Origin of the sequence: Thiomicrorhabdus sp. (assembly GCF_963662555.1) — a bacterium.
Lineage (GTDB): Bacteria > Pseudomonadota > Gammaproteobacteria > Thiomicrospirales > Thiomicrospiraceae > Thiomicrorhabdus.
This window is the reverse complement of record NZ_OY759719.1, coordinates 178,927-201,564: the sequence shown is the minus strand read 5'-3', so window position 1 is coordinate 201,564 and position 22,638 is coordinate 178,927. Positions and strand designations below refer to the sequence as shown.

The 22,638-nt window shown below is 38.6% G+C and carries 25 protein-coding genes; 6 read left to right on the top strand and 19 right to left on the bottom strand.

Annotated elements, in window-relative coordinates; translation table 11 throughout:
• Nucleotides 1-101: 101 nt before the first annotated feature.
• The 4 genes from ACORJQ_RS00845 to ACORJQ_RS00830 all read left to right on the top strand — a co-directional run bounded on the left by ACORJQ_RS00845 (nucleotide 102) and on the right by ACORJQ_RS00830 (nucleotide 2,800).
• A complete protein-coding gene (locus ACORJQ_RS00845; RefSeq protein ID WP_321325148.1) occupies nucleotides 102-1,016 on the top strand; it encodes an SPFH domain-containing protein in 915 nt (304 codons plus the stop codon).
• 96 nt (nucleotides 1,017-1,112) lie between these two features.
• The gene (locus ACORJQ_RS00840) at nucleotides 1,113-1,556 is read left to right on the top strand and encodes an NfeD family protein (RefSeq protein ID WP_321325146.1); all 444 of its coding nucleotides are present in this window, start codon (nucleotides 1,113-1,115) and stop codon (nucleotides 1,554-1,556) included.
• 187 nt (nucleotides 1,557-1,743) lie between these two features.
• On the top strand, nucleotides 1,744-2,316 hold the full coding sequence (locus ACORJQ_RS00835) for a Tll0287-like domain-containing protein (protein ID WP_321325144.1): 573 nt from the start codon (nucleotides 1,744-1,746) through the stop codon (nucleotides 2,314-2,316).
• A gap of 1 nt (nucleotide 2,317) precedes the next feature.
• Nucleotides 2,318-2,800 (top strand): hypothetical protein, encoded by a 483-nt coding sequence (locus ACORJQ_RS00830; protein WP_321325142.1) that lies wholly within the window; start codon nucleotides 2,318-2,320, stop codon nucleotides 2,798-2,800.
• A gap of 150 nt (nucleotides 2,801-2,950) precedes the next feature.
• On the opposite strand, the gene ACORJQ_RS00825 is transcribed toward ACORJQ_RS00830, so the two are convergent.
• The 9 genes from ACORJQ_RS00825 to bioB form a co-directional block, all read right to left on the bottom strand.
• A complete protein-coding gene (locus ACORJQ_RS00825) occupies nucleotides 2,951-3,535 on the bottom strand; it encodes a DUF4136 domain-containing protein (RefSeq protein ID WP_321325141.1) in 585 nt (194 codons plus the stop codon).
• A 281-nt stretch (nucleotides 3,536-3,816) separates the two neighbouring features.
• Nucleotides 3,817-4,371, bottom strand: coding sequence for a VOC family protein (locus tag ACORJQ_RS00820; RefSeq protein WP_321325139.1), 555 nt, complete (start codon nucleotides 4,369-4,371; stop codon nucleotides 3,817-3,819).
• A 99-nt stretch (nucleotides 4,372-4,470) separates the two neighbouring features.
• Nucleotides 4,471-5,109, bottom strand: a complete 639-nt coding sequence (locus ACORJQ_RS00815; protein ID WP_321325138.1) for a GNAT family N-acetyltransferase — start codon at nucleotides 5,107-5,109, stop codon at nucleotides 4,471-4,473.
• An 82-nt stretch (nucleotides 5,110-5,191) separates the two neighbouring features.
• Entirely contained in the window at nucleotides 5,192-5,665 is a 474-nt protein-coding gene (locus ACORJQ_RS00810) for a hypothetical protein (protein WP_321325137.1), read from the bottom strand.
• Between the two features lie 388 nt (nucleotides 5,666-6,053).
• Entirely contained in the window at nucleotides 6,054-7,013 is a 960-nt protein-coding gene (gene bioC, locus ACORJQ_RS00805) for a malonyl-ACP O-methyltransferase BioC (RefSeq protein WP_321325136.1), read from the bottom strand.
• 34 nt (nucleotides 7,014-7,047) lie between these two features.
• Entirely contained in the window at nucleotides 7,048-7,863 is an 816-nt protein-coding gene (gene bioH / locus ACORJQ_RS00800) for a pimeloyl-ACP methyl ester esterase BioH (protein WP_321325134.1), read from the bottom strand.
• 163 nt (nucleotides 7,864-8,026) lie between these two features.
• Nucleotides 8,027-10,930 carry a DUF748 domain-containing protein gene (locus ACORJQ_RS00795; protein WP_321325131.1) on the bottom strand — a complete coding sequence of 968 codons (2,904 nt, stop codon included), beginning with the start codon at nucleotides 10,928-10,930 and terminating at the stop codon, nucleotides 8,027-8,029.
• Nucleotides 10,931-11,130: 200 nt separating this feature from the next.
• Nucleotides 11,131-12,315, bottom strand: a complete 1,185-nt coding sequence (gene bioF / locus ACORJQ_RS00790; protein ID WP_321325129.1) for an 8-amino-7-oxononanoate synthase — start codon at nucleotides 12,313-12,315, stop codon at nucleotides 11,131-11,133.
• 56 nt (nucleotides 12,316-12,371) lie between these two features.
• Entirely contained in the window at nucleotides 12,372-13,391 is a 1,020-nt protein-coding gene (gene bioB, locus ACORJQ_RS00785; RefSeq protein ID WP_321326899.1) for a biotin synthase BioB, read from the bottom strand.
• 116 nt (nucleotides 13,392-13,507) lie between these two features.
• On the opposite strand from bioB, the gene ACORJQ_RS00780 reads away from it, so the two are divergent.
• Complete coding sequence (locus ACORJQ_RS00780; RefSeq protein WP_321325127.1) at nucleotides 13,508-14,185, top strand: ComF family protein; 678 nt, start codon at nucleotides 13,508-13,510, stop codon at nucleotides 14,183-14,185.
• Nucleotides 14,186-14,277: 92 nt separating this feature from the next.
• Nucleotides 14,278-15,174 carry a cation diffusion facilitator family transporter gene (locus tag ACORJQ_RS00775; protein ID WP_321325125.1) on the top strand — a complete coding sequence of 299 codons (897 nt, stop codon included), beginning with the start codon at nucleotides 14,278-14,280 and terminating at the stop codon, nucleotides 15,172-15,174.
• A gap of 35 nt (nucleotides 15,175-15,209) precedes the next feature.
• Here ACORJQ_RS00775 and ACORJQ_RS00770 read toward each other — a convergent pair whose 3' ends face one another.
• From ACORJQ_RS00770 to hisA, 10 genes are all read right to left on the bottom strand, one after another.
• Nucleotides 15,210-15,581: a PAS domain-containing protein gene (locus ACORJQ_RS00770; protein ID WP_321325124.1), complete on the bottom strand. Its 372-nt coding sequence runs from the start codon at nucleotides 15,579-15,581 to the stop codon at nucleotides 15,210-15,212.
• Between the two features lie 91 nt (nucleotides 15,582-15,672).
• Nucleotides 15,673-16,359 (bottom strand): zinc metallopeptidase, encoded by a 687-nt coding sequence (locus ACORJQ_RS00765; RefSeq protein ID WP_321325122.1) that lies wholly within the window; start codon nucleotides 16,357-16,359, stop codon nucleotides 15,673-15,675.
• Between the two features lie 59 nt (nucleotides 16,360-16,418).
• The gene (locus tag ACORJQ_RS00760; RefSeq protein ID WP_321325120.1) at nucleotides 16,419-18,050 is read right to left on the bottom strand and encodes a thioredoxin domain-containing protein; all 1,632 of its coding nucleotides are present in this window, start codon (nucleotides 18,048-18,050) and stop codon (nucleotides 16,419-16,421) included.
• A 220-nt stretch (nucleotides 18,051-18,270) separates the two neighbouring features.
• The gene (tatC, locus tag ACORJQ_RS00755; RefSeq protein WP_321325118.1) at nucleotides 18,271-19,374 is read right to left on the bottom strand and encodes a twin-arginine translocase subunit TatC; all 1,104 of its coding nucleotides are present in this window, start codon (nucleotides 19,372-19,374) and stop codon (nucleotides 18,271-18,273) included.
• A 6-nt stretch (nucleotides 19,375-19,380) separates the two neighbouring features.
• A complete protein-coding gene (locus ACORJQ_RS00750; protein WP_321325116.1) occupies nucleotides 19,381-19,839 on the bottom strand; it encodes a Sec-independent protein translocase subunit TatA/TatB in 459 nt (152 codons plus the stop codon).
• 69 nt (nucleotides 19,840-19,908) lie between these two features.
• Nucleotides 19,909-20,157 (bottom strand): Sec-independent protein translocase subunit TatA, encoded by a 249-nt coding sequence (gene tatA / locus ACORJQ_RS00745; RefSeq protein WP_321325114.1) that lies wholly within the window; start codon nucleotides 20,155-20,157, stop codon nucleotides 19,909-19,911.
• A 194-nt stretch (nucleotides 20,158-20,351) separates the two neighbouring features.
• Nucleotides 20,352-20,675 (bottom strand): histidine triad nucleotide-binding protein, encoded by a 324-nt coding sequence (locus ACORJQ_RS00740; protein ID WP_321325112.1) that lies wholly within the window; start codon nucleotides 20,673-20,675, stop codon nucleotides 20,352-20,354.
• A gap of 40 nt (nucleotides 20,676-20,715) precedes the next feature.
• A complete protein-coding gene (locus tag ACORJQ_RS00735) occupies nucleotides 20,716-21,057 on the bottom strand; it encodes a phosphoribosyl-ATP diphosphatase (RefSeq protein ID WP_321325110.1) in 342 nt (113 codons plus the stop codon).
• A complete protein-coding gene (gene hisF, locus ACORJQ_RS00730) occupies nucleotides 21,054-21,827 on the bottom strand; it encodes an imidazole glycerol phosphate synthase subunit HisF (RefSeq protein ID WP_321325109.1) in 774 nt (257 codons plus the stop codon). Before hisF ends, ACORJQ_RS00735 begins: the two co-directional genes overlap by 4 nt.
• Before the next feature lie 54 nt (nucleotides 21,828-21,881).
• Nucleotides 21,882-22,622 carry a 1-(5-phosphoribosyl)-5-[(5-phosphoribosylamino)methylideneamino]imidazole-4-carboxamide isomerase gene (gene hisA, locus ACORJQ_RS00725; RefSeq protein WP_040726777.1) on the bottom strand — a complete coding sequence of 247 codons (741 nt, stop codon included), beginning with the start codon at nucleotides 22,620-22,622 and terminating at the stop codon, nucleotides 21,882-21,884.
• Nucleotides 22,623-22,638 lie beyond the last annotated feature (16 nt).

Here is a 22,638-nt window from a genome sequence, read left to right as displayed (position 1 = left end):
CAATTTATGACTTAGTCCCAAAATTTGTAAGCATAAATGCTAAATAATAAGTTAAGATTCATAAATCATTTTTACAAAAATCTTTTTTAAGGAGAGTGGTTATGGAATTTTTGAGCTTTGTTGGGACCTTATCAGTCGTGATAGTTATCTATTTTATTTTGGCTATTAAAATTGTTCCCCAAGCAGAAAAATGGGTGATTGAACGATTAGGTAAATATCATAAAACCTTAGATGCTGGGATTAATTTTATTGTGCCTTTTATTGATCAAAGACGCTCTCACTATTCAACCCAAGAACAGATTATTGATGTGCCACGCCAAGCCGTTATTACCAAAGATAACGTTGCGATTCAAATTGATGCTGTGGTGTTTATTCGTATCAATGATGCCAAGCAAGCCACCTACGAAATTCAAGATTTAAAGTCAGCGATTAGCCAGTTAGCCCAAACCACCTTACGTGCAGAAATTGGACGAATGGAATTAGATGAAACCTTAAGCTCTCGCGCCGATCTAAATGCTGCTCTATTAACAGCACTTGACTTGGCGAGTTCAACCTGGGGAGCAAAGGTAACCCGTGTCGAAGTTGCTGATATCTCTGTACCAGAAGCCGTGCAACGTGCCATGGAATTACAGATGGAAGCAGAGCGTCGTCGCCGTGCCACGGAAACCGAGGCCGAAGGGGATAAAAATGCCTTGATTATGCAAGCCGAAGGTGAGCGTCAACAAGCCTTTAAACAGGCTGAAGCCGTTGAGCGTATGGCAGATGCCCAGAAATATGAAAAAGAGCAACTTGCTTTAGGTGAACAACGCGCCATGGAAGTCATTAACCAAGCAATGGCAACCAATGGTAGTGCGGCAGATTTTTTATTGGCAAAAGATAGAATCGCCGCGTTTTCTCAATTGGCGGGAAGTGATTCGGCAAATAAAGTGATCGTGCCAGTTGAAACAGCAGAAATGGTTGGTTCATTAGCCGCTTTAACCAGTTTATTAAATCAAAATTCTTCAGCCTCTAAATAAATTAGCCTTGATGAGATTTTATTAACAAAGTTTCTGGGTTACAGCTTAGAAGTTGTAGCACATAAGATAGAGAACATAAGTTAGAGAACATAAGTTATGGAAAATATTATAGAAGTTATACCCGTCTGGATTATGTTGGCTATCGGGATAGTTCTTTTAGGGATTGAACTACTCATTGGTACATTTGTCGTTCTATTTTTTGGTATTGCATTTGTTGTGATTGGTTTTGTAGGCTTCTTTTTGGCGTGGCCATCTGGAGAGCTACAAATTTTAGTGGCAATGTTATTAAGTGGTTTACTGGTTTTTTTACTAAGGCCACTTATGGTAAAAGGTTTGCAAAAAGAAGACCTTCCTTTAGAAACTATGCAGGTTGGAGAGCTTGGTGAAATTGTAAGTCATGGTGGTGAACTTAGATTGATGTACAAAGGCACGACTTGGGCTTTTAAGACACAAGATCAAGCAACGGTATCTGCTGGCGAAGAGGTTATGGTTGAAAAGCTACATAACAATGTAGCCATAATTAAAAAAATAAACGAATAAAGCTTTTGAATTTAATCTGTTCTTACCTGATTTTTACAAAATCTAGTTATATTATTCCTTATATCAATAAAACTTATGTGGTTATAAAATTATTGATTTATTAATCCTTTTCCATAAAATAGATTTGATTAGAGAAACCTATCATCTTGTATCGGTAATTTATTTTATAAAATTAAGGGCTAATATCATGAACTTCAAACTTATTACAGCAGCTTTATTGAGCGCATCTATTTCTTCAGTAGCTTTTGCTGCAGAAGATACTACTGCAGATTTAAAAGAAGCACGCACTCTAGTAAAAGCATTTGGCGGCGAGCTTAAACCAGAACTACAAAAAGCCATGAAAACAGGTGGTCCAGTACACGCAGTTGGTTTCTGTCATTCAGCTGCTCCTAAGATAGCAATGGATTTAGCTAAAAAATCTGGTTGGACGGTAACTCGTGTCAGCTTAAAACCTCGTGGTGCAATGGCTAAGCCAGACGCTTGGGAAACAACGATTCTAGAAAAATTTGAAACGCTTAAAAAAGACGGCGAACCAGTTAAAAAAATGGAATTTTCAGAAGTTGTGCATGATGGCGATAAAACGACATTCCGTTATATGAAGCCGTTACCAACAGGTGAAGTGTGCTTAAAATGTCATGGTACTAATGTTTCTGAACCAGTAAAACAAGCGATTGCTAAATTTTACCCAGACGATAAAGCGATGGGTTATAAGAAAGGCGATATCCGTGGTGCATTTAGCTTTTCTAAAGCAGTAAATTAATATGAAGGCCTTATTAGCAGTTATGTTGATGTCCTTGGCGTTTGTGGCACAAGCCCAAACGTTAAAGGCACAGCAGTTTGAAGATCAGTGGGAAAAACCTGCGGTATTAAATGCAGATACCCACTGGTTAGTATTAACGCAAACTAAGGATGCAGGTTCTAATGTTAAAGAAGCTTTTTCTGAACTCAAATTAAGTGATTTAAGCCAATATAAATTGCTTTATATTGCAGATGTTTCAGGTATGCCAGGCTTTATTACTAGCATGATTGCAATTCCTAAAATGAAAGATTACGCTTTTCAAATTGGGTTGATTCGTGATGAAGCTCAATTAAAAGAGTTGCAGTTAGGTGATGTAAATAAAGAACAAGTTTTAGTCTTAAAGCTGAATAACTTAGAAGTGGTTTCTAGCCAATCATTTGCAGATAAAGAAGCGTTAATCGCATTCCTAAAGGCTGATGTATTAACGGATAATCAAAGCAAGTAACGTTAAATCAATAATCAAACAAACCAATTTACCCTGTGCTCACACATCCTATATGGCCACAGGGCATGCCAGGCCTGGTAAATTGGTTTTTTTATCTCTTAAACTTCAACTCTCTTCTAAATTTCATCTCTCTAAAATGAAAGCTAAGTTCTACTTACTTGGTGGATATTGATTCATAATCGCATCAATCACTTCTTGTGTATAAGCTTGTGCTTGTTCTGGGTTATCAAAATTTTCTTGTGGTCGAACTGTTTCACCACGCCATATTAATTGGCCATGAGTGTTGTAAATACCCACTTCCCATTTTACATCGTAATAAGTGTCTGTATCGTAGCCAAGCGGTACGCGTGTACCTAGACCAATATTGCGACCATACCAACCAAAACCAACGCTAGAAGAGGGGGTTACAACTTGAGTCTTGCTGACCGAATAGTTATAGCTAATATACGCTTGAGGTTGGTCGCGATCAATTAGAGCACCGCGTTTATGGAGGTTATTAATAATCGCTTTTTCGATTCGCTGGGCAATAAAGGGTTCTTTAGATTTTAGTTGTTGTGCATTGCCAGCGATTTGCATGCTGGCAGGTAACCATTGATAGGTTTGATAATTGGTTAAAGCACTGCGGTCGGTATAATCTTGAGTAACAGGTATACCACTACAAGCCGTTAACAGACTAGTAATGACAGCAATAAACAGCAGTTTTTTTATATGGGTAAAGGTTTGATTCGATTTCATTAGCGTATTCTCAACCTCTTTTTAAAACTTGATTGAATTTGAATTAATAAATTTATTTTACGCCTAATTGGCTAAAAAAGTATTAATAACAATGAATATACTTTTGATCTAAAGAGATAGAAATGTGGATTTAAAAGTCTTACATCGTGTGAGAAAAAAGTAAAAACATAGAATTAACCTTTTTTGGTTGTACAGGCCTTTTTAAGGTTTGATTCTAACTAACAACCAAGCTCATCGACAATGCAGTGCAGCGTAATTGCCAGTCCGAGTCAACGCGATAATTAGGTTTGTTCATTTTTTGAAGGCAGTTTACGCATGGCTTCTTTCCAAGGAGGTTTTTCCCAATCAGGATGTTTTTTCCATATGCCTTTCAATATTTTTAGCCATCTAAAATAAGAACGAAATGAAGGAATCATAGGTGTATAAGCCAACTCAAAGTGTATTCCCGTTATCGGATCATTGAAGAATACCGCATAGTATCCTGGAGTATATATTGGGTACTCTGAGGGAGTGTCTGTTACTTCGACATTATTCTTTATCAAAAACTCCTGATAAAACAAATCCACTTCTTTTCTGCTTTTGGCCCAAAGAGCAATATGATGTATGCCCGTTTGATGTTCAGATGATTTTAACTTTTCACCCGTCTTTGCTGGCTGGATACCAATATAGCTATGAAAGAAAGGAAATCTTGCCATGTAATATGTTGAACGATACTCAATATCGAGTGTCCAAAAGCTCTTATAGCCTAGCCATCCAAACATTTTATCGAAAAACTTGATTGACTCATCGTATTCGAGCACTGAAAACTCAATATGATGAACCCCCTTGAATCTCATACTCTCCTCCCGTCTTGAAGCTTAACGTTGAACTAACCTGCCGCACCAACAGTCCTCGCGGTCAACGACTCCGTTCACGTGGTCAGGTTGAGAGACTTGTTAGTTGTTTTCCTTTAAGTAAGCTCTTACGATCATATTAAAAAGTTCTTGGCTATATTGATATTTCTTTTCTTTTTCTGGAAATTTTTTATCAAATTCCTCTACCTTGTTCTGATCTAAATTAAAGGCATCAGATTGCTTGATTTTCCATTTTTTCTTTCCAAAGAATCCTGGCTGAAGCTCAAGAACAAGTAACCCTAATGGATATTCACCATCCATATTACTTACTTGATAATCAAGGCCATTCTTAAAGCCATGTTTACAATAATTGTTTGGATCTCCGTAAATAATAATTGATGGCACTCCCTTCTTTAATACTAATGCTTTTGTCTTTTCGATTAATGCAGTGCCAATACCTTTTCTTTGATAATCAGGATGAACACATAAAGGTCCAAAAGATACAGTAGGGATTTTTTCATCGTCACTGATTAAATACGAGTGTGTGTACATAATGGAGGCAACTATTTTTCCATCAAGTTCTACTACATAATCAAGCTCACTGATAAAATCTTTATGTTCCCGTAGTATGTGGCATAAATAGTGTTCATCACACCCTGGAAAATATAAATTCCAAAAGGCTTCTCTTGCAAGCTCTTCAACTTGGGCGTAATCGTCCTTTGTTTCTAATCGTATTTTCATATAGTGCTGTTTCCGATCTCTGTTCAGCTAACACCGCAAATAACCAGGCGAAAATGAAGCGTAGCGGAATTTGCGGTCCGAATTAATTTGCATTGTTAGGCCATACACTATCAACAAGCTCTTCTAAAGAATCTGTCTCTCTTGCAAGTTCTTCAAATTCTTCAATGTTAAATGCATTGAAAGGCATCCAGTCTGCGCCAGCATTGAAATGCTGTATTGCATTAAGGTTTTTCAATGTTCTATCACGGCTATATAGAGCTCTAGACTTTGGGTCACGGTAGTAGTGAACCACCAAGAACAAAGAACTGTTCTTATCTCCGTCATACATGCCATTAAGCAAGGCGTATTGGCCTGCCAATAGCTTGGCCATGTTTCCAGAATCAACTTCTATTAATACACGCCTATCATTCAAAATAATTGAATCATCAACTGAAATGCTTGCCTCTGGAAACCCGGCCAGTAGGAGGGTATATCGTTGCTTGCCCCTCAGACATTCAGCACCGAACTTCTCTTCCATGAACTTACGGAATAATCTTTCATTGTCTCCTGCTGGCATATCACTTTCTTCTAAGGTCTAACTATTATTAATAGGCACTTTTGACAGGTTATTCCGTATTAGGAGTAAAACCAGGCATTAAATGCCAATTTTTTTAATTTATATTTACATCAGATTTTTCGTTATTTTCAGCATGAATCTTTTGTTAATAGCTAATGTTACGTATGAATGGTACATCAGAAAATCAAAGCTTACTAGAGCAAATGCCGATTCAGTTGCGGTGAGGGTTATGATTTAGATTCCCGGGTCAAGCCGGAAGATGACGACTGTGCTTTAAACTTTTTATTTACTATTTACCAGGCCTGGTAAAGTTGAACGCGACAAGGGTTGTCTTAAGTAAATAGAGGACAACGAGCTAGAAGTCGTTGCCGTTAGAATTTTTACAGTATTATTTTTTAAGCTGTTTAGAAAACTCGTCTAATGAGATTTCGATATGGCCAGATTTATCACGATTTGGGCCTTTAATAATTTCTTGTGCTGCCCAGGCGTGGCCGTGCACCACCTCATAGGTAGCAGGCACTTTATTATCTTTTGGGTTTCTTAATTCATCGTAGGCGTTTAACATTTGAGCAAAACGCTGTTTACCCATTAAGCCTGTATTACGTTGTTTATTGGCATTGGTTGCACCAATGGCTTTTAAATCTTTTAACACACCAATGGGTTTGTCATAAGTTAAGGTAAAGATTTCCATATCCATAACAGGTTGCCCAAAGCCAGAACGAATTAAAGCATCGCCAATATCGTGCATATCAATAAAATTATTGACGTGTTCGTAATCGTAATCTGCAACTTGCCACGCTTGCTTAAGTTCTTTTAAGGTATCAGGGCCAAAGGTGGTGAACATAATTAACCCTTCTTTGCGTAACACACGTCTAAACTCGGTAAAAACCGTGTCTAAATCATCGCACCATTGCAGCATTAAATTACTGACAATTAGGTCAACACTGCCATCAGCAAAAGGCAGTTGATAAACATCGGCATTTACTGGTTTAGCGGCTTTACGAGTGGCTATCTTTTTTGTGATTTTACAGGCCTGTAAAAACTGATTAAGTTTGTTAGGTAAATTTGGCCAGCGTGGAGCTTGTAATCTTGGTGCGGCTATATCTAACATATTGGCGGATAAATCGACCGCAAAGATTTGTGCATTAGGATAACGTTTAATGACTTTTTCTGTGAGTAAGCCTGTTCCAGCCCCTAAGTCTAAAATGGTTTTTGGCTCAATGGTCGTGAGTTCTAAACGTTCGTCAATTCGATCGGCAACCGTTTTTTGCAAAATAGCGGCATCATCATAGCTGGGGGCGGCATGATTAAAGTGCTTTTGGATATGTTGGCGGCTAAAGTTTTGCATAGTTATTGGGCTTTTTAAATTGAAATGGCTATTGCTAAGGGTGGGTTGATGAGCTATTTGAGCTTAAGAAAGTCTTGATGTATTGTGCCGTTTCTTCTGCTTGTGAATAAAACGGAATATGACTACCACCAGGAATCACTACAACTTGAGCACTGGGCTGTAACTCTAGCAGGTTTAAACGGATCTCTTGCGGAATTAACGGATCACGTTCACCCAAAAGCCACAAGGTAGGCATTTTTAGATCTTTTAATTGTTTACGGTTGTCCATATCTTTTAGCAAAATCAACCCTTGATTAAGCGGTTTAATTGTTGGCATCTTGCGGCTAGACATGTGCTGAACCAGCCCCTTCATTAAGGCACGACCATTGTCTGAGCCTTGTAGCTGTAAACGCCAAAACTTTTTTAATACCGCAGAAACTTCAATACCAATTGCTTGAATAAAATCACCAATGATTTTTGGGCTAACAGAACGTTGCCAGCCATCATTTTGGGTAAAACGAGGGGTAGACGCTAAACAGATTAAGCTTTGAATTCTATCAGGGCAACGCAATGCAATTTGCTGGGCAAGCAAACCACCAAGAGACCAGCCGAGCAGATGGGTTTTTTCTGGTAAGACATCAATTATGGCATTAATCCAATCGTCTTCAATGGTGCTGCTGTTTGGCAGTATAGGGCTCTCACCAAAGCCAGGTAGATCAATTAGGGTTACCGTGTAGTTAGAAGCCAATGTTTCTGTGGCCCATTGTTCCCAGGTGCAGCTGTCTGCACCCCATCCATGTATCAGCGTGAGGTTTGGATTTGGCTTTTGGTTAGCATTAAATGATGGAATGATAATGGTGTTTAGTTTCATGCGGGTATTTTAGCGTTTTTTAACCAGGCCTGTGCAATACATTATGAGGGTAATATGAAGGTATTTACCTTACTTAACTATAATTCTTAATATTGAATGTTTTGCGATTTTACCAGGCCTGGTAAAACCTGTTTGAGTAAACTGATTGCAGAAATGCAATTGGTTAAATGGTTAATTTAACTTGACCATTTGCTTTGCTTTTTGCTGAACCAGAACCACTATTTTTGACTATTTCAGGTTTACAAATGAGTACTTGTTTACTGGCGGTTCCAATTTTTAACAGATAGCGTTTAATCGCTTTTTGGCGTTTACGGGCTAGGTTTAACAGCTCGGTATCGCTGATTTTGATATCGGGTATGGTGAGTTTCTTGTCTTGATTTTTGTCCGTTTTATTCTGTTTTGCTTGTTCTTCGATAGCCGCTTTAAGTGCTATTTGTTTAAGTGCTTGGCGATCTGCCTCGGTAACACCGCCACAAAGTTTGATTTGAATAGCTTTACGCTCATTAAGCAGAGTTTTAATTTTGCCTAAATAACTTTGCATCTCTGTACTTAACGCATTGGAGCCATTATCAAAATTGACTGGTTGAAGTGTAATCGCTGAGGCTTTATCTAAAGCATACTCACCTGCTAGAGCAATCGCCCCAAATGGTTGTAACGCCAATAACAAATAGGTACGAGTTGCACCTGCTAAAGCTCCGCCCAAAGCCGTTGAAATAATGTCATTAATATTAAAATCAGGGTTGTTTAAATCCCCTTTGATAGGAAGTGACAGTTTAATGTTATCGTTCTTATCTTGTAACATCGCTAACCCCGTTTTAAGCGGAACAGGGAAGCCTTTCTCAAATTTCGAGCTTTTATTGGTATCGGCTGTTTGCAGTTCAAATTTGTTTAAATCTAGTTTGTTTATGGCGTCAATTTTATTGTCTTTAATTGTGGTTTTTAAATCCGCAGAGAGTTGACCGCTAGTGATTTGATAGCCAATTTTGTTTTCAGATAAACCTGAAAACGGCACTAAAGACAAACTGTCTATAGAGGTTTGGGCTTGCAATTCATGAGTTGGCTTAAGAGGGGTGAACGTGCCTTTACTGACTAAATGACTAAATTCATCAAAAGCCACATTAACACTAAAGTTGGTGATTTTTTGTGGTGCATCACTGGCGATTTTATCAAGGGTGAAGCTTTTAAGTTGCAAGGTTTGTTTTAAGGCTGGTTTAAGCTGATTATCTGTAATATAAACAGGGTTATTGCCTTTGATTTTTAAGCCTGCAAGCTGGTAATTAAAAGCAGATTTTTGAGTGTTTTTATTAACCTTTTTAGGGCTTTTATCCGTTTGAGTTGCGTCAGTTTTTGAATTTAGTTTTGGTTGAGGCGGAGTTTTATCGCCCGGCAACGCTGCTAATAACGTTTGTAGCTCTGCAATACTGCCTTCTTTATCAACACTAATATGAGTTTGGCTACCATTGATGGTGATTTTTCCTAGATTAACGGATTGGTTGTTACCTTGCTTATTATAGTCGGCATGATTCAGCGAGATGTTTTGTAAATTTACCAGGCCTGGTATTTTGTTTTTTTGACCAATTTTTAGCTCTGTAAAACGAATATCGCTCAGTGAGATGTCGTTTAAGTTTTTAATGTTGATTTGTTTGATTTGAGCTTTTTTACTTTGGGCAATAACGGTGTTTACCTTGTTATTGGTTAATGCAAACTGATTGAGGTTGAGATTACCCTTTGAATCAATCTCAAGCTCTTTATCTGTGCTTACATTGAGATTACCTTGCCAGTTTAGTTGTTGTAGCTTAGCGAGTAAGTTTTGTTGTGATGCACTGAGATTTTTAACGGTTAAATCACCATTATGATTTAGGGTGAATTTATCACCATCAATGCTGATTTGGCTATTTAGCGTGGCTAAAATATCACTCGATAAGGCTTGTTTTGTTGCTAAATCTTGCAGTTTTAAGGCGGTTAAATTCAGTTTTTGATTGGTATTTATAGAGATTGTTTTGTCGAGTGTCACTTGGGTTTTGCCCGCTAAAGCGGTTTTTTTAATATCTATTTTCTGTTGGCCTTTTTGAGCTTGTAGCTGTTGTAAGCCTAAGGTTCCGTCTAGGGTGATGTCTTGTTCACTGGTTCCTTTATATTGAACGTCCCCATTCCAATTTAGGGATTGAATTGCGAGTGTTGTTGCTTCTTGAGTGTCGATTTGTTTTTGAACAAAGGTAAAGTCATTTAGTGAAATGAGGCCTTGCTCAAATAGTATTGGTCCTTGCTCGGTTTTGCTAAGGGTAAAAGTTATGTCTGTAGTCAGTAAACCTTTTAAGCTGAGTGCATTATTTTCATTGAATTGAGCAAATTTACCGAGGTCAAGTTTATTGGCTTTAAATGTTCCCACCACTTTAGGTTGCTCAGAAAACAGATGAAGTTGCAGATTAGCATGTACGGGACTTTCATTGACTAAAGCACTTAGCTGCAAACGGCCATAATTGTTAGACCAAGCAAATAGGTGATTAAGTCTTAGGTCATTAATGGTAAAAGTCGTGGTTTTTGATTCATGTTCGAGTGAAAGTTGAATATTGTGTAAATCAATTTTATCCAGGCCTGGTAATAAGCTGGTGTTTGTTTGATCTTTTGTTTTGTCGTTGGTTTTAGATTCAGAAAATAGTGGGATATTTGCTAAAAATAGACGGTTTTGATTATCTAAACGAAAAGGTAACTTAGCATCTTTAAATGAGAGAGATTGGATTGATATGCGTTTTTCAAATAGACCTAACCAGCCAAAATTAAGGCCAAATTCGCCAATGTGAATAACGCTTTGTTCATTTTTGTTTTTACTTTTTGTGCTGTTTTTGGCTGTTTTATAAAGATTAAGCTGATTAAGTTTAATCTTGCCAGTAAAAAGGTTGAGCTTTAAATCAGCAATCGTCACTTGTTGAATACCGTAGGGTTTGGTGTAGTCCAAAATTATGCTTTTGGCGGCAAACTGTAAAATATAAGGCAAACAAAGAAACAGAACAATGACAGACAAAATAATTGAACTTTTCCATTTGTGTTGTTTGAATACAGTCAGCATTTTGGTTCTCACTTAGGCTGTTTTTATATTGGATTTTATTCAGTATAACGCAGTTTTAAGCGTTGAAAAACCCACTTTGTATGATGACTATACTGATATTTTTATAGTCGTTTTTTATGGAGGTCATGCACAAAATTAACGCACATTAATTTTGATTAGAGCGTGCTTAGTCGATTTATTATCGTTTTATATAATGTGCTTTATGGCGTGTGAGTCGCTTGAATTTTTGCGAGCGCTGTTAGCAATTGATCAATTTGTTCAATGGTATGGTTTGCAGACAAAGTAAGCCTTAAACGTGCTTGATTTTTGGGCACAGTAGGCGGTCTAATCGCACTTACCCAAAAACCAGCTTGTTTTAAGGCATCGCTCCAGGCCATAGCTGTTTCACTTTTACCGAGCATAATCGGTTGAATTGGAGTGTCACTTTGCCAAAGTTCTAGGCCAATTTTTTGGGCTCCCGCTCTAAAATATTGGATATTTTTTTGTAAGGTTTCACGTGAAGCTTTGGCATCTTTCACCAGCTTTAAGGCTTCACGAATTGCTAAGGCATTGAGTTGTGGCATTGCGGTGGTGTATATATAAGGGCGGGCAAATTGAATCAGTGCTTCTATAAGGGTCTGGCTGCCCGCAACAAATGCACCTGATGTACCAAAGGCTTTGCCTAAAGTACCTACAATGATTGTATTTTCATCTGGCTGTAAACCAAAATATTCAAAACAACCTTTACCCTCTTCACCTAAAGTACCAATCCCGTGAGCGTCATCTACAAATAACCAGGCCTGGTATTTTTGAGCCAGTTTTTGCAAAGTGTCTAATGGTGCTATATCACCATCCATACTGAATACGCCATCTGTGACAATCATTGCTTGGCTATTATTGGCTTGAGTTTGCTGCAAACGGCGCTCTAATGCATGCATATCTAAATGCGGATAGCGTTTAAAGTCAGCCTCAGAAAGCTTGGCACCATCAATCAAAGAGGCATGATTGAGTTTGTCAGCCAGAATGGTGTCGCCAGCTTGCATTAAAGCTTGTTGCACTGCGAGGTTAGCCATATAACCCGTTGAGAATAACAAGGTACGCTCAACACCAAGCCAATCGGCTAATTCATCCTCTAGCAAATGATGATGTATATGATGGCCTGTAACTAAATGTGCCGCCCCAGAACCATAACTGCTTTCGCTATTTTTTAACTCATTTAGTAGGGCGGTTTTAATTTGCGGGCTATTAGCCAAACCTAAATAGTCATTAGATGAGAAGTTAATGCATTCAATGCCATTAATTTGCATAACAGGTTGTTGTGGCGAAAACACCAACGGACGACGGCGATACAGATGTTCTGATTCGCGTTGTTGCAAAAGGGGAGCGAAGCGCTGTTTGATAGACATTGGAATGGTCATTAAGGTAATACGGTTCAATCTGTAAATTGAACCGTTTAGTTTCTTTAAGCCGTTAATTCAGTGATTTGCTCAGCCATTTTTTTGGCATGGGCTTCGGCTTTAACGTTTTGTTGCATTTGAATACCCAGTTTTTTGAATAGCATAATGTCATGATCAGATTCAGGGTTTTCAGTGGTGAGTAATTTATCACCGTAAAAGATTGAGTTGGCTCCAGCAAAGAAACATAAGGCCTGGGCTTCATCCGTTAAGCTCATACGCCCGGCTGATAAACGCACGTAAGTTTGCGGCATAATAATGCGTGCTGCGGCAATCACTCGAATGAATTCAAATGAATCGGTTTTGTCCTTCATATGTGCTAAAGGTGTACCTTCAATCGCCACCAATAAATTGATAGGTACTGAGTTTGGGTGCACACGCATATTACCAAAGGTTTTTAATAGCTCTGCACGGTCTTTGTGTTGTTCGCCCATACCAATAATGCCACCAGAGCACACATTAATACCGGCTTGCTGCACTTTATCAATCGTATCTAAGCGGTCTTGGTAACTACGAGTCGTAATAACTTGTGGGTAAAAGGCTTCTGAAGTGTCTAGGTTGTGGTTGTAATAATCTAGTCCAGCTTCTTTCAGCTGAGCGACTTGGTCATCATTAAGCATGCCCAATGTTAAACAGGTTTCTAGACCCAAGTCTTTAACAACACGAACCATCTCTAAAACACGAGGAAAATCTTTTTTATTTGGGTTACGCCATGCGGCTCCCATACATAGTCGGGTCGCACCACGCTCTTTGGCAACTAAAGCTTGTTCGATGACTTCTTGCACTTCCATCATCTGTTCTTTTTCAATATCGGTATAGTTGCGAGCACTTTGTGAGCAATAAGAGCAATCTTCGGCACAACCACCAGATTTGATATTAACTAAGGTGCTGGTTTGTACCTCATTAGGGTTAAAGTGCTGACGATGAACTGTCTGAGCTTGGAACATTAAGTCATTAAAAGGCTGATCCATAATCGCTCTAATTTCTTCTAAGGTCCAATCGTGACGGATTTGTCCAAGGTTTTGCATAGTCATAGCTCTATTCCAATATTGTTCTAACAAAATGCCAAAGAGGCGGGCGTTTTGTGAATAAATTTTTAATTGAGTTATTATATCGTATAACTTTGTTGAAAAAAGGAGTGTTCATGCATTGGCTAGAAAGTTGGTTGCTACCTCCTGAATGTGTGTTGACTCATCAACCCAGTCAAGACCGAGATATTGACGCTAAATTGGTTGCTGAATGGCCAATACCCACCGAGGTTTGTCCGCAATGTTGTGAGCCCAGTAAAGACAGCAAAATCTGTGGAGCTTGTTTAACACATCCCCCTGCATTTAGCCGCACTCAAATAGGATTTTATTTTGATAAAGAGTTGGTGGATTTACTGCATGGACTCAAATATGGCAATAAACCTGCCTATGCAAGAATTTTGGCCGAACTATTAGCTGAACGTGTTGATGCAAATGGCATTGAGGCGATTATTGCAGTGCCACTTTATGCAAAAAGGTTTCGCGATAGAGGGTTTAATCAAGCTCAATTAATTGCAGAAAGCTTAGCTAAAATATTGCATATTCCGGTTATCAATCAAGCCGTATTTAGAGTGAAAAATACGCCAACTCAAACCCATCTCAATGCTAAGCAACGTAGGCAAAATTTAAAAAACGCTTTTAGTGTAGATGCCAATAAATTTTCTGGGTTAGTGCACGTTGCATTGGTAGATGATGTTATGACCACCGGAGCGACTATGCAGTCATTAGCAGAGCAGATTAAGAAGAAAACCCATATTGAATTTATCCAGGCTTGGTCAGTCGCAAAAACAAAGTGATACAGCTGATTTTGTTGTTATGATATTGCCAATATTTTTGGATATGTGCATTTTTACATGCACTGTTATAGATACCGCTTTGAGGAGCTAGCATGAGCGTTCAACCCATCTCACATCACCATAATCATATTGGCCAAGCTAATAAATCAAATAAGCGAAAAATTATGCTTGCCGCCATTATTACTGCCAGTTATATGATGGTAGAGATTATTGGTGGTCTTTGGGTAAACTCAATAGCGTTGGTGGCCGATGGCGTGCATATGATGACAGATGCAATGGCTCTAGGTATTGCTTGGTGGGGGTATCACATTGCACAAAAACCAGCCAATGAACGTATGACATTTGGTTACCAGCGTTTTCAGATTTTAACGGCGTTTATAAATGGTTTTACCCTATTGCTGATTGTAGGTGGTATCGTCATTATGGCTGTTATGCGCTTTATAGAACCGCAAGAGGTTATGGGTAAAGAGATGTTTGTGATTGCCTTGATTGGTTTGCTTAATAATCTAATCGTCTTTTGGATTTTGCACTCAGGTGACCAGCACAATATGAATATGCGTGGGGCAACCTTACACTTTTTGGGTGATACATTAGGTTCTGTTGCCGTAATTGGTGGGGCGATTTTGATTTATTACACCGGTTGGATGCCAATTGACCCAATTTTATCTTTATTAATTGCTGTCATAATTGGAGTGGGGGCGTATCGCTTAAGTAGAGAGTCAGCTCATATATTATTAGAAGGCGTGCCAGCAGGCTATGAAATTCAGGCAATAAAAACCGATTTAGAAAAGCACTTTACATTTTTAACTTGTGTACATCATATTCATCTTTGGGCGATAGCCGAAGAGCAAGTTATGATGACTTTGCACGCCAAAACTGATCTGCAACACATCAATGACGAAACCTTGTCAGAAGTAAAACAATATCTATTTGATACACATAAAGTGCATCACGTAACCTTGCAGCTAGAAACTGAGATCTCGGTTTAAGTGGCTATTTTGTTAAATCGTTAATCTCATTTTTATTAAGTTATATTTATGATTTTTTTATAAACCCAAATATTTCCAAAGTAAGAGTCTCTATTGAAAATAGGAATATAGTCACGTTCTAAAAAGGTACCATCTTTCATTTCAATCAATTCATTGAAGAAAGGTAAGTTATTTATTGTAAGGCTCTGAATGCGGCTAATAAACTTTTTTGGATCGAGAATCTGATTTTTGCATTGTTCACCATGGTTTGAACAGATATTAATATAACTTCCGGATGTAGGTTTTATGGCAAATAAATCGCAGAAAGCTTGATTACATAAAGTAATATTGCGGTTTTCGTCTTCAATAAAGATAGCTTTTTTTATGTGATGGAGAAACTCTGTATATAGTGTTAAATCACTGTTCATTTTTACCTACTACATTAAACTTACATATTACGTAAATAATACTAAGTGATTCGGGTAAATACAAGCTTGAACAGCTTATCTTAATTCTATTTTAACGCTTTAATGCTTTTAGCCATTTCCATAAATTAAATAGGCTTGATAAAGAGGCTGCTACATAGGTCATCGCACAGGCAAACAAGATCTTTTTAGCGATTTTATTGTCCTTTTTACTCAGGTAGTTTCCCTCTTTTAATAGAGGTAATGCCCGTTTAAAGCTGGCATCAAACTCAACCGGTAAGGTGCTTAAATGAATGATGACCGGTACGCCCATCGCAATAAACCCCGCTCCAAAAGTCAAAAATGCCACCATTGGCGTGTGTGCTAGTGGAATCATTAATGGGGTGATCATAAGTGCCATTCCCGCAAACTTTTGCATAATGGCCGCACGTTCAATTAATGCTGTACGCTGTTTGAGTTCGGGATAATCTGTTTTATCTTGTAAAGCATGTCCCATCTCATGAGCCACTGTTGTAATGGCTGTTAAAGAGTTGCTGTGAGCATTTGCTGTTGAAATACGCACCACTTTTTCTATTGGATCATAGTGATCGCCTTGATCCGTCTCTTCGACTTTTACCCCTTTCAAATCTAATTTTTGTAAAAGATGTTCGGCAAATTGTAGCCCGGTGCCAGGGATGTCTGGATGAGGTTTGCGGTATTTATTTAAAATGGCTTTTGTCCATAAGCTTGGCAAAGTAGTCAAGATGAATAATGCAACAAAAAGAAGAATCAACAGGCCCATAAAACAATCTTTAAAATTTTTGATTTAATGAAAAGTTAGGGCTATTTTACGGGATTTACCTAGCGGTTAATACAGTTGAGGTTATTTAGATAGCTAGCATACTGAATGGCTTGAGCTTTAAGTAAGGCTTGTGCTTGATATGCTACTTTGGGTTTTAAACAGCTGACGATTGCGGTGGGGCTTGAAATTGCATTGTCTGGCATAACGAGCTCGCCATGTTGTTGGGGAAGAATGGGGGTGGAATCGTATCGCCAGCCAGTAACACCAAAAAATAAATTTGGGATTTTTTGATTTAAAAAATCAAGAGCGAGAGCTGTATTCTGGTTATTTGACCAGGCCTGGTAATCTGTTAATCCTTGTTTGATAAAAGCATAGTCTTGAAGGTTTGCCTCACCCATAAATTCACCATTTTGAGATAAGGCACGCGGTGGTTTTGGGGTTTGAATGAGATCTGTAAGAGTTTGAGCTAATTGATCTGCAGATTTTTTATATTGTTCTTTATTGAGAATTAAGTAGGCCTTACTTAAGGTACTTAGCACCAGACCATTCCAACCTAAAATACTCTTGGTATCTTTAGGTATTTGTGTGCTTGGAGTTTTGAGTTTTTGCTTAACCGTTTGCCAAGTGTTATTGGGTTTAAATGGAGCTGGTAGCCAACCCAGGTCATAAGGAGAGGGTTGGTCAAGTGACCAGGCCTGGTAAACGGCTTCATATTCATTCTTATTAAGGCGTTTTTGCAGTGTTTGTTTACTAAAAAGGTAATTACCTCCCTCTTGATTGAGTCTATCTAATGCCGATTGGCTGCTTTGATAGAGTTTTGTATCCGCTGAATAGAGTTGAGTTTGTAGGTAGTTAAGTGTATTTTCTGCCGTTTGTAAAAAGTCTTTACGTTGCCAACGTTGGCCAGCTATTAAATAGGTTTGAGCCAGCAGTGCATTGGTATAGGTCATTTTTTCAAAATGTGGTGTTTGCCATTCCGGATCAACGGTATAACGATAAAACCCGCCATTGATATGGTCAATTAAATGCTGAGACTGCATTTGTTCAAGTGTCAAAATAAGCCACTCTTCTATCTCTTTGGGGAGTTCTTTAATACTCAATAAAGCATTTAAAAGTGGTGCCTCTGGAAACTTGCTGGTGCCTTTTAATCCTCCGCTAAAATCATCCTTTGCAGAACTTACTTGTGTAAGCAGAGCAGATCTAAATTGAGCACGATTGATTTGATTAGATCCATTAAGTTGTTGTTGAGAATCAGAAACGGTTTGTTGTTTAGAAGACTCTTTTGCGAGTTGGTTAATTTTATTGGGTTGAGTTTCCCAAAGCTGAATAACTCTATTTAGGTAGCTATTGAGATCTTTGTTTGGCAGATAAATAAATGCAGCAAAAGGATAGCCATTTGGTGTCAGTATGACGTGTTGCGGCCAGCCCGCGTGCCCGGTGGTTTTTTGGGCAAATTCAATTAACGCTTTATCAAGCTCGGGATTAAGTTCACGGTCAATTTTAACTGAGATAAAGTGTTGGTTGAGAAATTGAGCGGTTTGAGTGTTTTGGTAGTTCTCATGTTGCATAACATGACACCAATGGCAGGCAAAATACCCACTTGAAATAAAAATCAGTTTATTTTGTTGTTTAGCCTTTTTGAGAATGTAGGCACTCCATTGTTGCCAATGAACAGGATCATTGCCATGCATAGCTAAATATTGGCTACTGTTGTTAGTCAGTTGATTCTTGTTGAAATCGTTTGTTTGAGCGTAACTATCATTAAACGCCAGTATAAAAAAGCTACTGCAAAATATCGCGATAGGTTGTAGGGATTTAGAACGGGGTTTGAAAAAGCGATTAAATAGCTTTGAGAATAACAAAAAGAATGTGTTTATGAATTTAAAACCCTCAGCCATAAAGGCTAAGAGTTTAGGATTTGTTTTGACTGTTATTCTCTGGTTTATCAGAGTCAGTTGATTCAGTTTTAGGCTTATCAGATTCAGAAGGCTTTTCTGCTGAGGTATCAGTCGTTGAAGGTTCATCTTTAGAATCCTCTTTTTCTGCCTTTTGACGATTTGCGTAGTCTTTCTCTAATTGAGACATTTCTGAATCAATTTTATCAAATTCAGCATCCCAGTCTAAATCATCATCAACTTGATCAGCATAACGATCGTCAAAATCGTACTCTGGAGTTGCAGCATTTGTATCTGACTGAGTGTTTGTTTTTGGCTGATTAGTTGATTGCTCATCTTGAGTTTCTTGAGCTTCATCATCCATTTGGTCGTTATCTTTGTTGCGACGTTTAACGACAATAACACCAATCAATAATCCAAGTTCAAACAGTAGCCACATAGGAACCGCTAACAGGGTTTGCGATACTACATCTGGCGGTGTTAATAACATTCCTACCACGAATGCACCCACCACAATATATGGGCGTGCATGACTTAGCTTTTCTGGTTTAGTCATTCCTGTTAGGATCAATAGAATAGTCACAATAGGGACTTCAAATGCCATACCAAAAGCAAAGAACATTTTGATAACAAAGTCTAGGTAAAGACTAATATCCGTTGCAATAGTGACCCCTTCTGGAGCGGATTGAGATAAGAATCCAAATACCAGAGGAAAGACTACATAGTAGGCAAATAACCCACCTGCATAAAAGAGAAATGAGCTAAAAAATAGCAGTGGAGCAACTAACTGTCTTTCATGCTTATAAAGTGCAGGTGCAATAAAACGCCATAGCTGATAAAGCAAAACCGGCATAGCTAAGTAGATCGCTAATACAAAACTTAGTTTAAATGGTGTTAAGAATGGCGATGCAACCGCTGTTGCTATCATGCTAGTGCCTTCAGGCAGATAGCGTGTTAATGGTTCTGATACATAGGTGTATATATCGTTAGCAAACGGAAAAAGAAAAATGAAAAAAACAATAATAGCCAAAATACCACGAGTCAAACTCGCCTTTAAATCCAACAAATGTTGAATTAGCGTCATTTCTTGATCGTTTGGTGGTAATGCAGCATTACTCATAAAGGACTAACTTTTTTGAGTGTCTTTTTCAGGAGCCGATTGAGTCGGTTCTGAAACGTTGGCAGGGCTACTGTCTGTCTTTAGGTCAGTAGTGTTATTTTTTTCTTTAGTTTCTTCAGAGTCTAAAGAAGGTTGAGCAGGCGGTTTTGGTTGACTTGGTGCTTTATTAAACTGGTTTGAACCGACTGACTCCGCTGGATCAACTTCGCCACCAAAAGGTCGCTGAAAATCATCCAGGTTAATATCATTAAGATTCATTCCTTGTTCAAGCTCTTTTCCAAGATTATCAATTTTGGTTTTTTCTTCTTCGAAATTCATCGAATCTTTGATTTCACGAAGTGTCTCCTGGACTTGCCCTTCCTCTTTCATAGAGTTGACAAAACGACGCATCTTGCCCATGAACTGACCTATCTTACGGGCAAGTTCAGGCATGCGTTCAGGCCCAATAACCAATAAGGCAATCACCAGAACAACCAGGATTTCGAGAAAACCGATATCAAACATAATTTTGCGTGCTCAAAGATAAGCTTAAAATTAAGCTTTATCTTTTGTCTCTTCAGTTTTTTTCTCTTCAGCGGCAACATCAAAAACATTGTCACCGTCTTTTTTCTCTAGCTTTTTCTCGTCTTCTTCTGCAGTTTTTGTTTCTTCTTCTTTTACAGCTGATTTGAAGCCTTTGATTGCTCCACCTAAATCGCTACCAACGTTACGTAAACGTTTTGCACCAAATAATACTAAAACGATTGCTAAGATGATAAGTAATTGCCAAATGCTAATGCCCATGGTTTTGCTCCATTTAAAATCTAATATGTGGCTTGTTTGCCAGTTTTTACGGGATTTATTTGTTGCTTATAAAGCCGAATTTTTTAGTGACCGCTAATCATACCAAATTCAATGATTTGTTGGCACTAAAAAATACGATAAATTGCTTTAGTAAAGATATGTATCCAAGATTTTTATGAAAAAGGTAAGGAATCTTAGTTACCAAGTAAGTGTATGTGAATATGAAAAACTTCTTGACCGCCAGATTCTCCGGTATTAATTTGAGTTTTAAATCCATCTAGGCCTTGCGATTGTGCAAGTTGTGGTAACAAAAGTATCATATGACCCATGGTGTCTTTGTCTTCCGGTTTTAAATCAAACAGAGTTGGAATGGGTTTTTTAGGAATCACCAGTAGGTGTACTCTTGCTTTCGGGTTGATATCATTAATAACAATGCATTTGTCATCTTCATAAATTATTTCAGCTGGAATTTCACGATCGATGATTTTAGAAAATACACTTTTTTCTGCTGTACTCATGGGTCTCATCCTTTATTGATTTTGACTGGAGCGGTGATCTTTATTCGCTGCGGCTGGCTTTTTCTTCATGCCCTGAAAGGCCGAAGCGTCTTTGTAATTCTGTAGTCACATCGTTGCTCGACAGATTTTGAGATGCCAATAGTACCATAGTGTGAAACCACAGGTCTGCAATTTCATAAACAAGGTGTTCTTGGTCTTTTTTAGCATCATTGCTATGTTCTAAATCTTTTGCAGCCATGACTGTTTCAGCGGCTTCTTCAGATACTTTTTTAAGAATCTTTTCGATCCCTTTGTCATAGAGACTCGCAACATAAGAGCTATCGGGAGTGTCTAATTTACGTGCTTCTAATACCTCGTCTATTTGTTTTAGAATATCGCTCATAGTCTCACCTCAATACCTTCTTTTTGCATAGCCAGTTTAGCTTCTTCTACGGTATGTTGGCCAAAATGGAATATGCTGGCTGCAAGAACGGCTTCGGCATGGCCTTCAGTAATGCCTTTGGCAAGGTGTGAAAGTTCACCTACGCCACCAGAAGCAATAACGGGGATTGAAACACTGTCAGAAATGGCGCGAGTTAACTCTATATCAAAGCCAATTTTTGTACCGTCTCGATCCATGCTAGTAACTAGAAGTTCGCCCGCACCTAAACAGGCCATTCTTCTTGCCCAATCAATTGCATCAATACCTGTTTCTTTGCGACCACCATGGGTAAATATTTCCCACTTGTTGTCTTCATCAGGTTGACTAACTTTTTTAGCATCAATGGCAACCACGATGCATTGTGAGCCAAATGCATCTGCGGCTTCTTTGACAAATGCTGGGTTAAAGATTGCAGCAGAGTTAATGGCGACTTTATCGGCACCTGCATTGAGCATGGTGCGAATATCTTCAACACTGCGAATACCACCGCCAACAGTAAGCGGAATGAATACTTGACTAGCAACTTGTTCTACCATGTGTACTGTTGTATTGCGTTCATGTGCGGTTGCGGTGATATCTAAAAATGTGATTTCATCAGCCCCTTGTTGATCGTAACGTTTGGCGACCTCAACGGGATCACCCGCATCGCGAATATCAACAAATTGTACGCCTTTGACAACGCGACCGTCATCCACGTCTAAGCAGGGAATAATACGTTTTGCAAGACTCATTGGTTAGTTCCTTTGTAAGAATCTAAAATAACCAGGCCTGGTAAGCTGGGGTTATTATTTTGGGGCGAGTTGATCTGAAAGAGTTTGACCTTCTTTAAAGTCTAAGGTGCCTTCATAAATAGCACGACCCGTAATGGCTCCAGTGACGCCATCTGCTTCAATCTCGGCTAATTTGCGAATGTCATCTAAATTGGTAATGCCGCCAGATGCAATAATAGGAATAGTTAGTGCTTTTGCTAAAGCCTGTGTTGCCTCAATGTTTACACCCTGCATCATGCCATCACGACCAATGTCGGTATAAATAATCGCTTCAACACCGTCATCTTCAAATTGTTTACCAAGTTGGGTTACTTCATGGTCAGTAACTTCAGCCCAGCCATTAATGGCAACCATGCCGTCTTTGGCATCTAAACCTACCATTATATGGCCAGGAAATGCTTTACAAGCTTCAGCTACAAACTCTGGATTATGAACTGCTTTTGTACCAATGATACAGTAGCTTACACCCGCATTTAGATAGGCTTCTATCGTTTGCAGGTCACGGATTCCACCACCAATTTGAATGGGTAAATCAGGGAAAGCTTGGCGAACTTGATAAACGGCTTCACCATTAACGGGTTTACCGTCAAAAGCTCCATTTAAATCAACCATATGTAAACGGCGAGCATCTTGATCAACCCAACGTTGAGCCATCGCAACAATGTCACCAGAAAATACGGTTGCATCTTCCATGATGCCTTGACGAAGGCGGACGCATTCACCATCTTTTAAATCGATAGCAGGAATTAATAACATTTTTTTGAACCTTTAA

Excerpts from the sequence above, each read along its gene's own strand:
- bioF (WP_321325129.1), bottom strand. The coding sequence starts at position 12,315 with ATGTCTATCAAACAGCGCTTCGCTCCCCTTTTGCAACAACGCGAATCA.
- ACORJQ_RS00815 (WP_321325138.1), bottom strand. The coding sequence starts at position 5,109 with ATGAAAATACGATTAGAAACAAAGGACGATTACGCCCAAGTTGAAGAG.
- ACORJQ_RS00735 (WP_321325110.1), bottom strand. The coding sequence starts at position 21,057 with ATGAGCGATATTCTAAAACAAATAGACGAGGTATTAGAAGCACGTAAA.
- ACORJQ_RS00840 (WP_321325146.1), top strand. The coding sequence starts at position 1,113 with ATGGAAAATATTATAGAAGTTATACCCGTCTGGATTATGTTGGCTATC.
- tatC (WP_321325118.1), bottom strand. The coding sequence starts at position 19,374 with ATGAGTAATGCTGCATTACCACCAAACGATCAAGAAATGACGCTAATT.
- ACORJQ_RS00775 (WP_321325125.1), top strand. The coding sequence starts at position 14,278 with ATGAGCGTTCAACCCATCTCACATCACCATAATCATATTGGCCAAGCT.
- ACORJQ_RS00825 (WP_321325141.1), bottom strand. The coding sequence starts at position 3,535 with ATGAAATCGAATCAAACCTTTACCCATATAAAAAAACTGCTGTTTATT.
- ACORJQ_RS00795 (WP_321325131.1), bottom strand. The coding sequence starts at position 10,930 with ATGCTGACTGTATTCAAACAACACAAATGGAAAAGTTCAATTATTTTG.
- ACORJQ_RS00830 (WP_321325142.1), top strand. The coding sequence starts at position 2,318 with ATGAAGGCCTTATTAGCAGTTATGTTGATGTCCTTGGCGTTTGTGGCA.
- tatA (WP_321325114.1), bottom strand. The coding sequence starts at position 20,157 with ATGGGCATTAGCATTTGGCAATTACTTATCATCTTAGCAATCGTTTTA.
- hisF (WP_321325109.1), bottom strand. The coding sequence starts at position 21,827 with ATGAGTCTTGCAAAACGTATTATTCCCTGCTTAGACGTGGATGACGGT.
- ACORJQ_RS00765 (WP_321325122.1), bottom strand. The coding sequence starts at position 16,359 with ATGGGCCTGTTGATTCTTCTTTTTGTTGCATTATTCATCTTGACTACT.
- ACORJQ_RS00820 (WP_321325139.1), bottom strand. The coding sequence starts at position 4,371 with ATGAGATTCAAGGGGGTTCATCATATTGAGTTTTCAGTGCTCGAATAC.
- hisA (WP_040726777.1), bottom strand. The coding sequence starts at position 22,622 with ATGTTATTAATTCCTGCTATCGATTTAAAAGATGGTGAATGCGTCCGC.
- bioH (WP_321325134.1), bottom strand. The coding sequence starts at position 7,863 with ATGAAACTAAACACCATTATCATTCCATCATTTAATGCTAACCAAAAG.
- bioC (WP_321325136.1), bottom strand. The coding sequence starts at position 7,013 with ATGCAAAACTTTAGCCGCCAACATATCCAAAAGCACTTTAATCATGCC.
- ACORJQ_RS00780 (WP_321325127.1), top strand. The coding sequence starts at position 13,508 with ATGCATTGGCTAGAAAGTTGGTTGCTACCTCCTGAATGTGTGTTGACT.
- ACORJQ_RS00770 (WP_321325124.1), bottom strand. The coding sequence starts at position 15,581 with ATGAACAGTGATTTAACACTATATACAGAGTTTCTCCATCACATAAAA.
- ACORJQ_RS00740 (WP_321325112.1), bottom strand. The coding sequence starts at position 20,675 with ATGAGTACAGCAGAAAAAAGTGTATTTTCTAAAATCATCGATCGTGAA.
- ACORJQ_RS00810 (WP_321325137.1), bottom strand. The coding sequence starts at position 5,665 with ATGCCAGCAGGAGACAATGAAAGATTATTCCGTAAGTTCATGGAAGAG.
- ACORJQ_RS00845 (WP_321325148.1), top strand. The coding sequence starts at position 102 with ATGGAATTTTTGAGCTTTGTTGGGACCTTATCAGTCGTGATAGTTATC.
- ACORJQ_RS00760 (WP_321325120.1), bottom strand. The coding sequence starts at position 18,050 with ATGCATGGCAATGATCCTGTTCATTGGCAACAATGGAGTGCCTACATT.
- ACORJQ_RS00835 (WP_321325144.1), top strand. The coding sequence starts at position 1,744 with ATGAACTTCAAACTTATTACAGCAGCTTTATTGAGCGCATCTATTTCT.
- bioB (WP_321326899.1), bottom strand. The coding sequence starts at position 13,391 with ATGCAAAACCTTGGACAAATCCGTCACGATTGGACCTTAGAAGAAATT.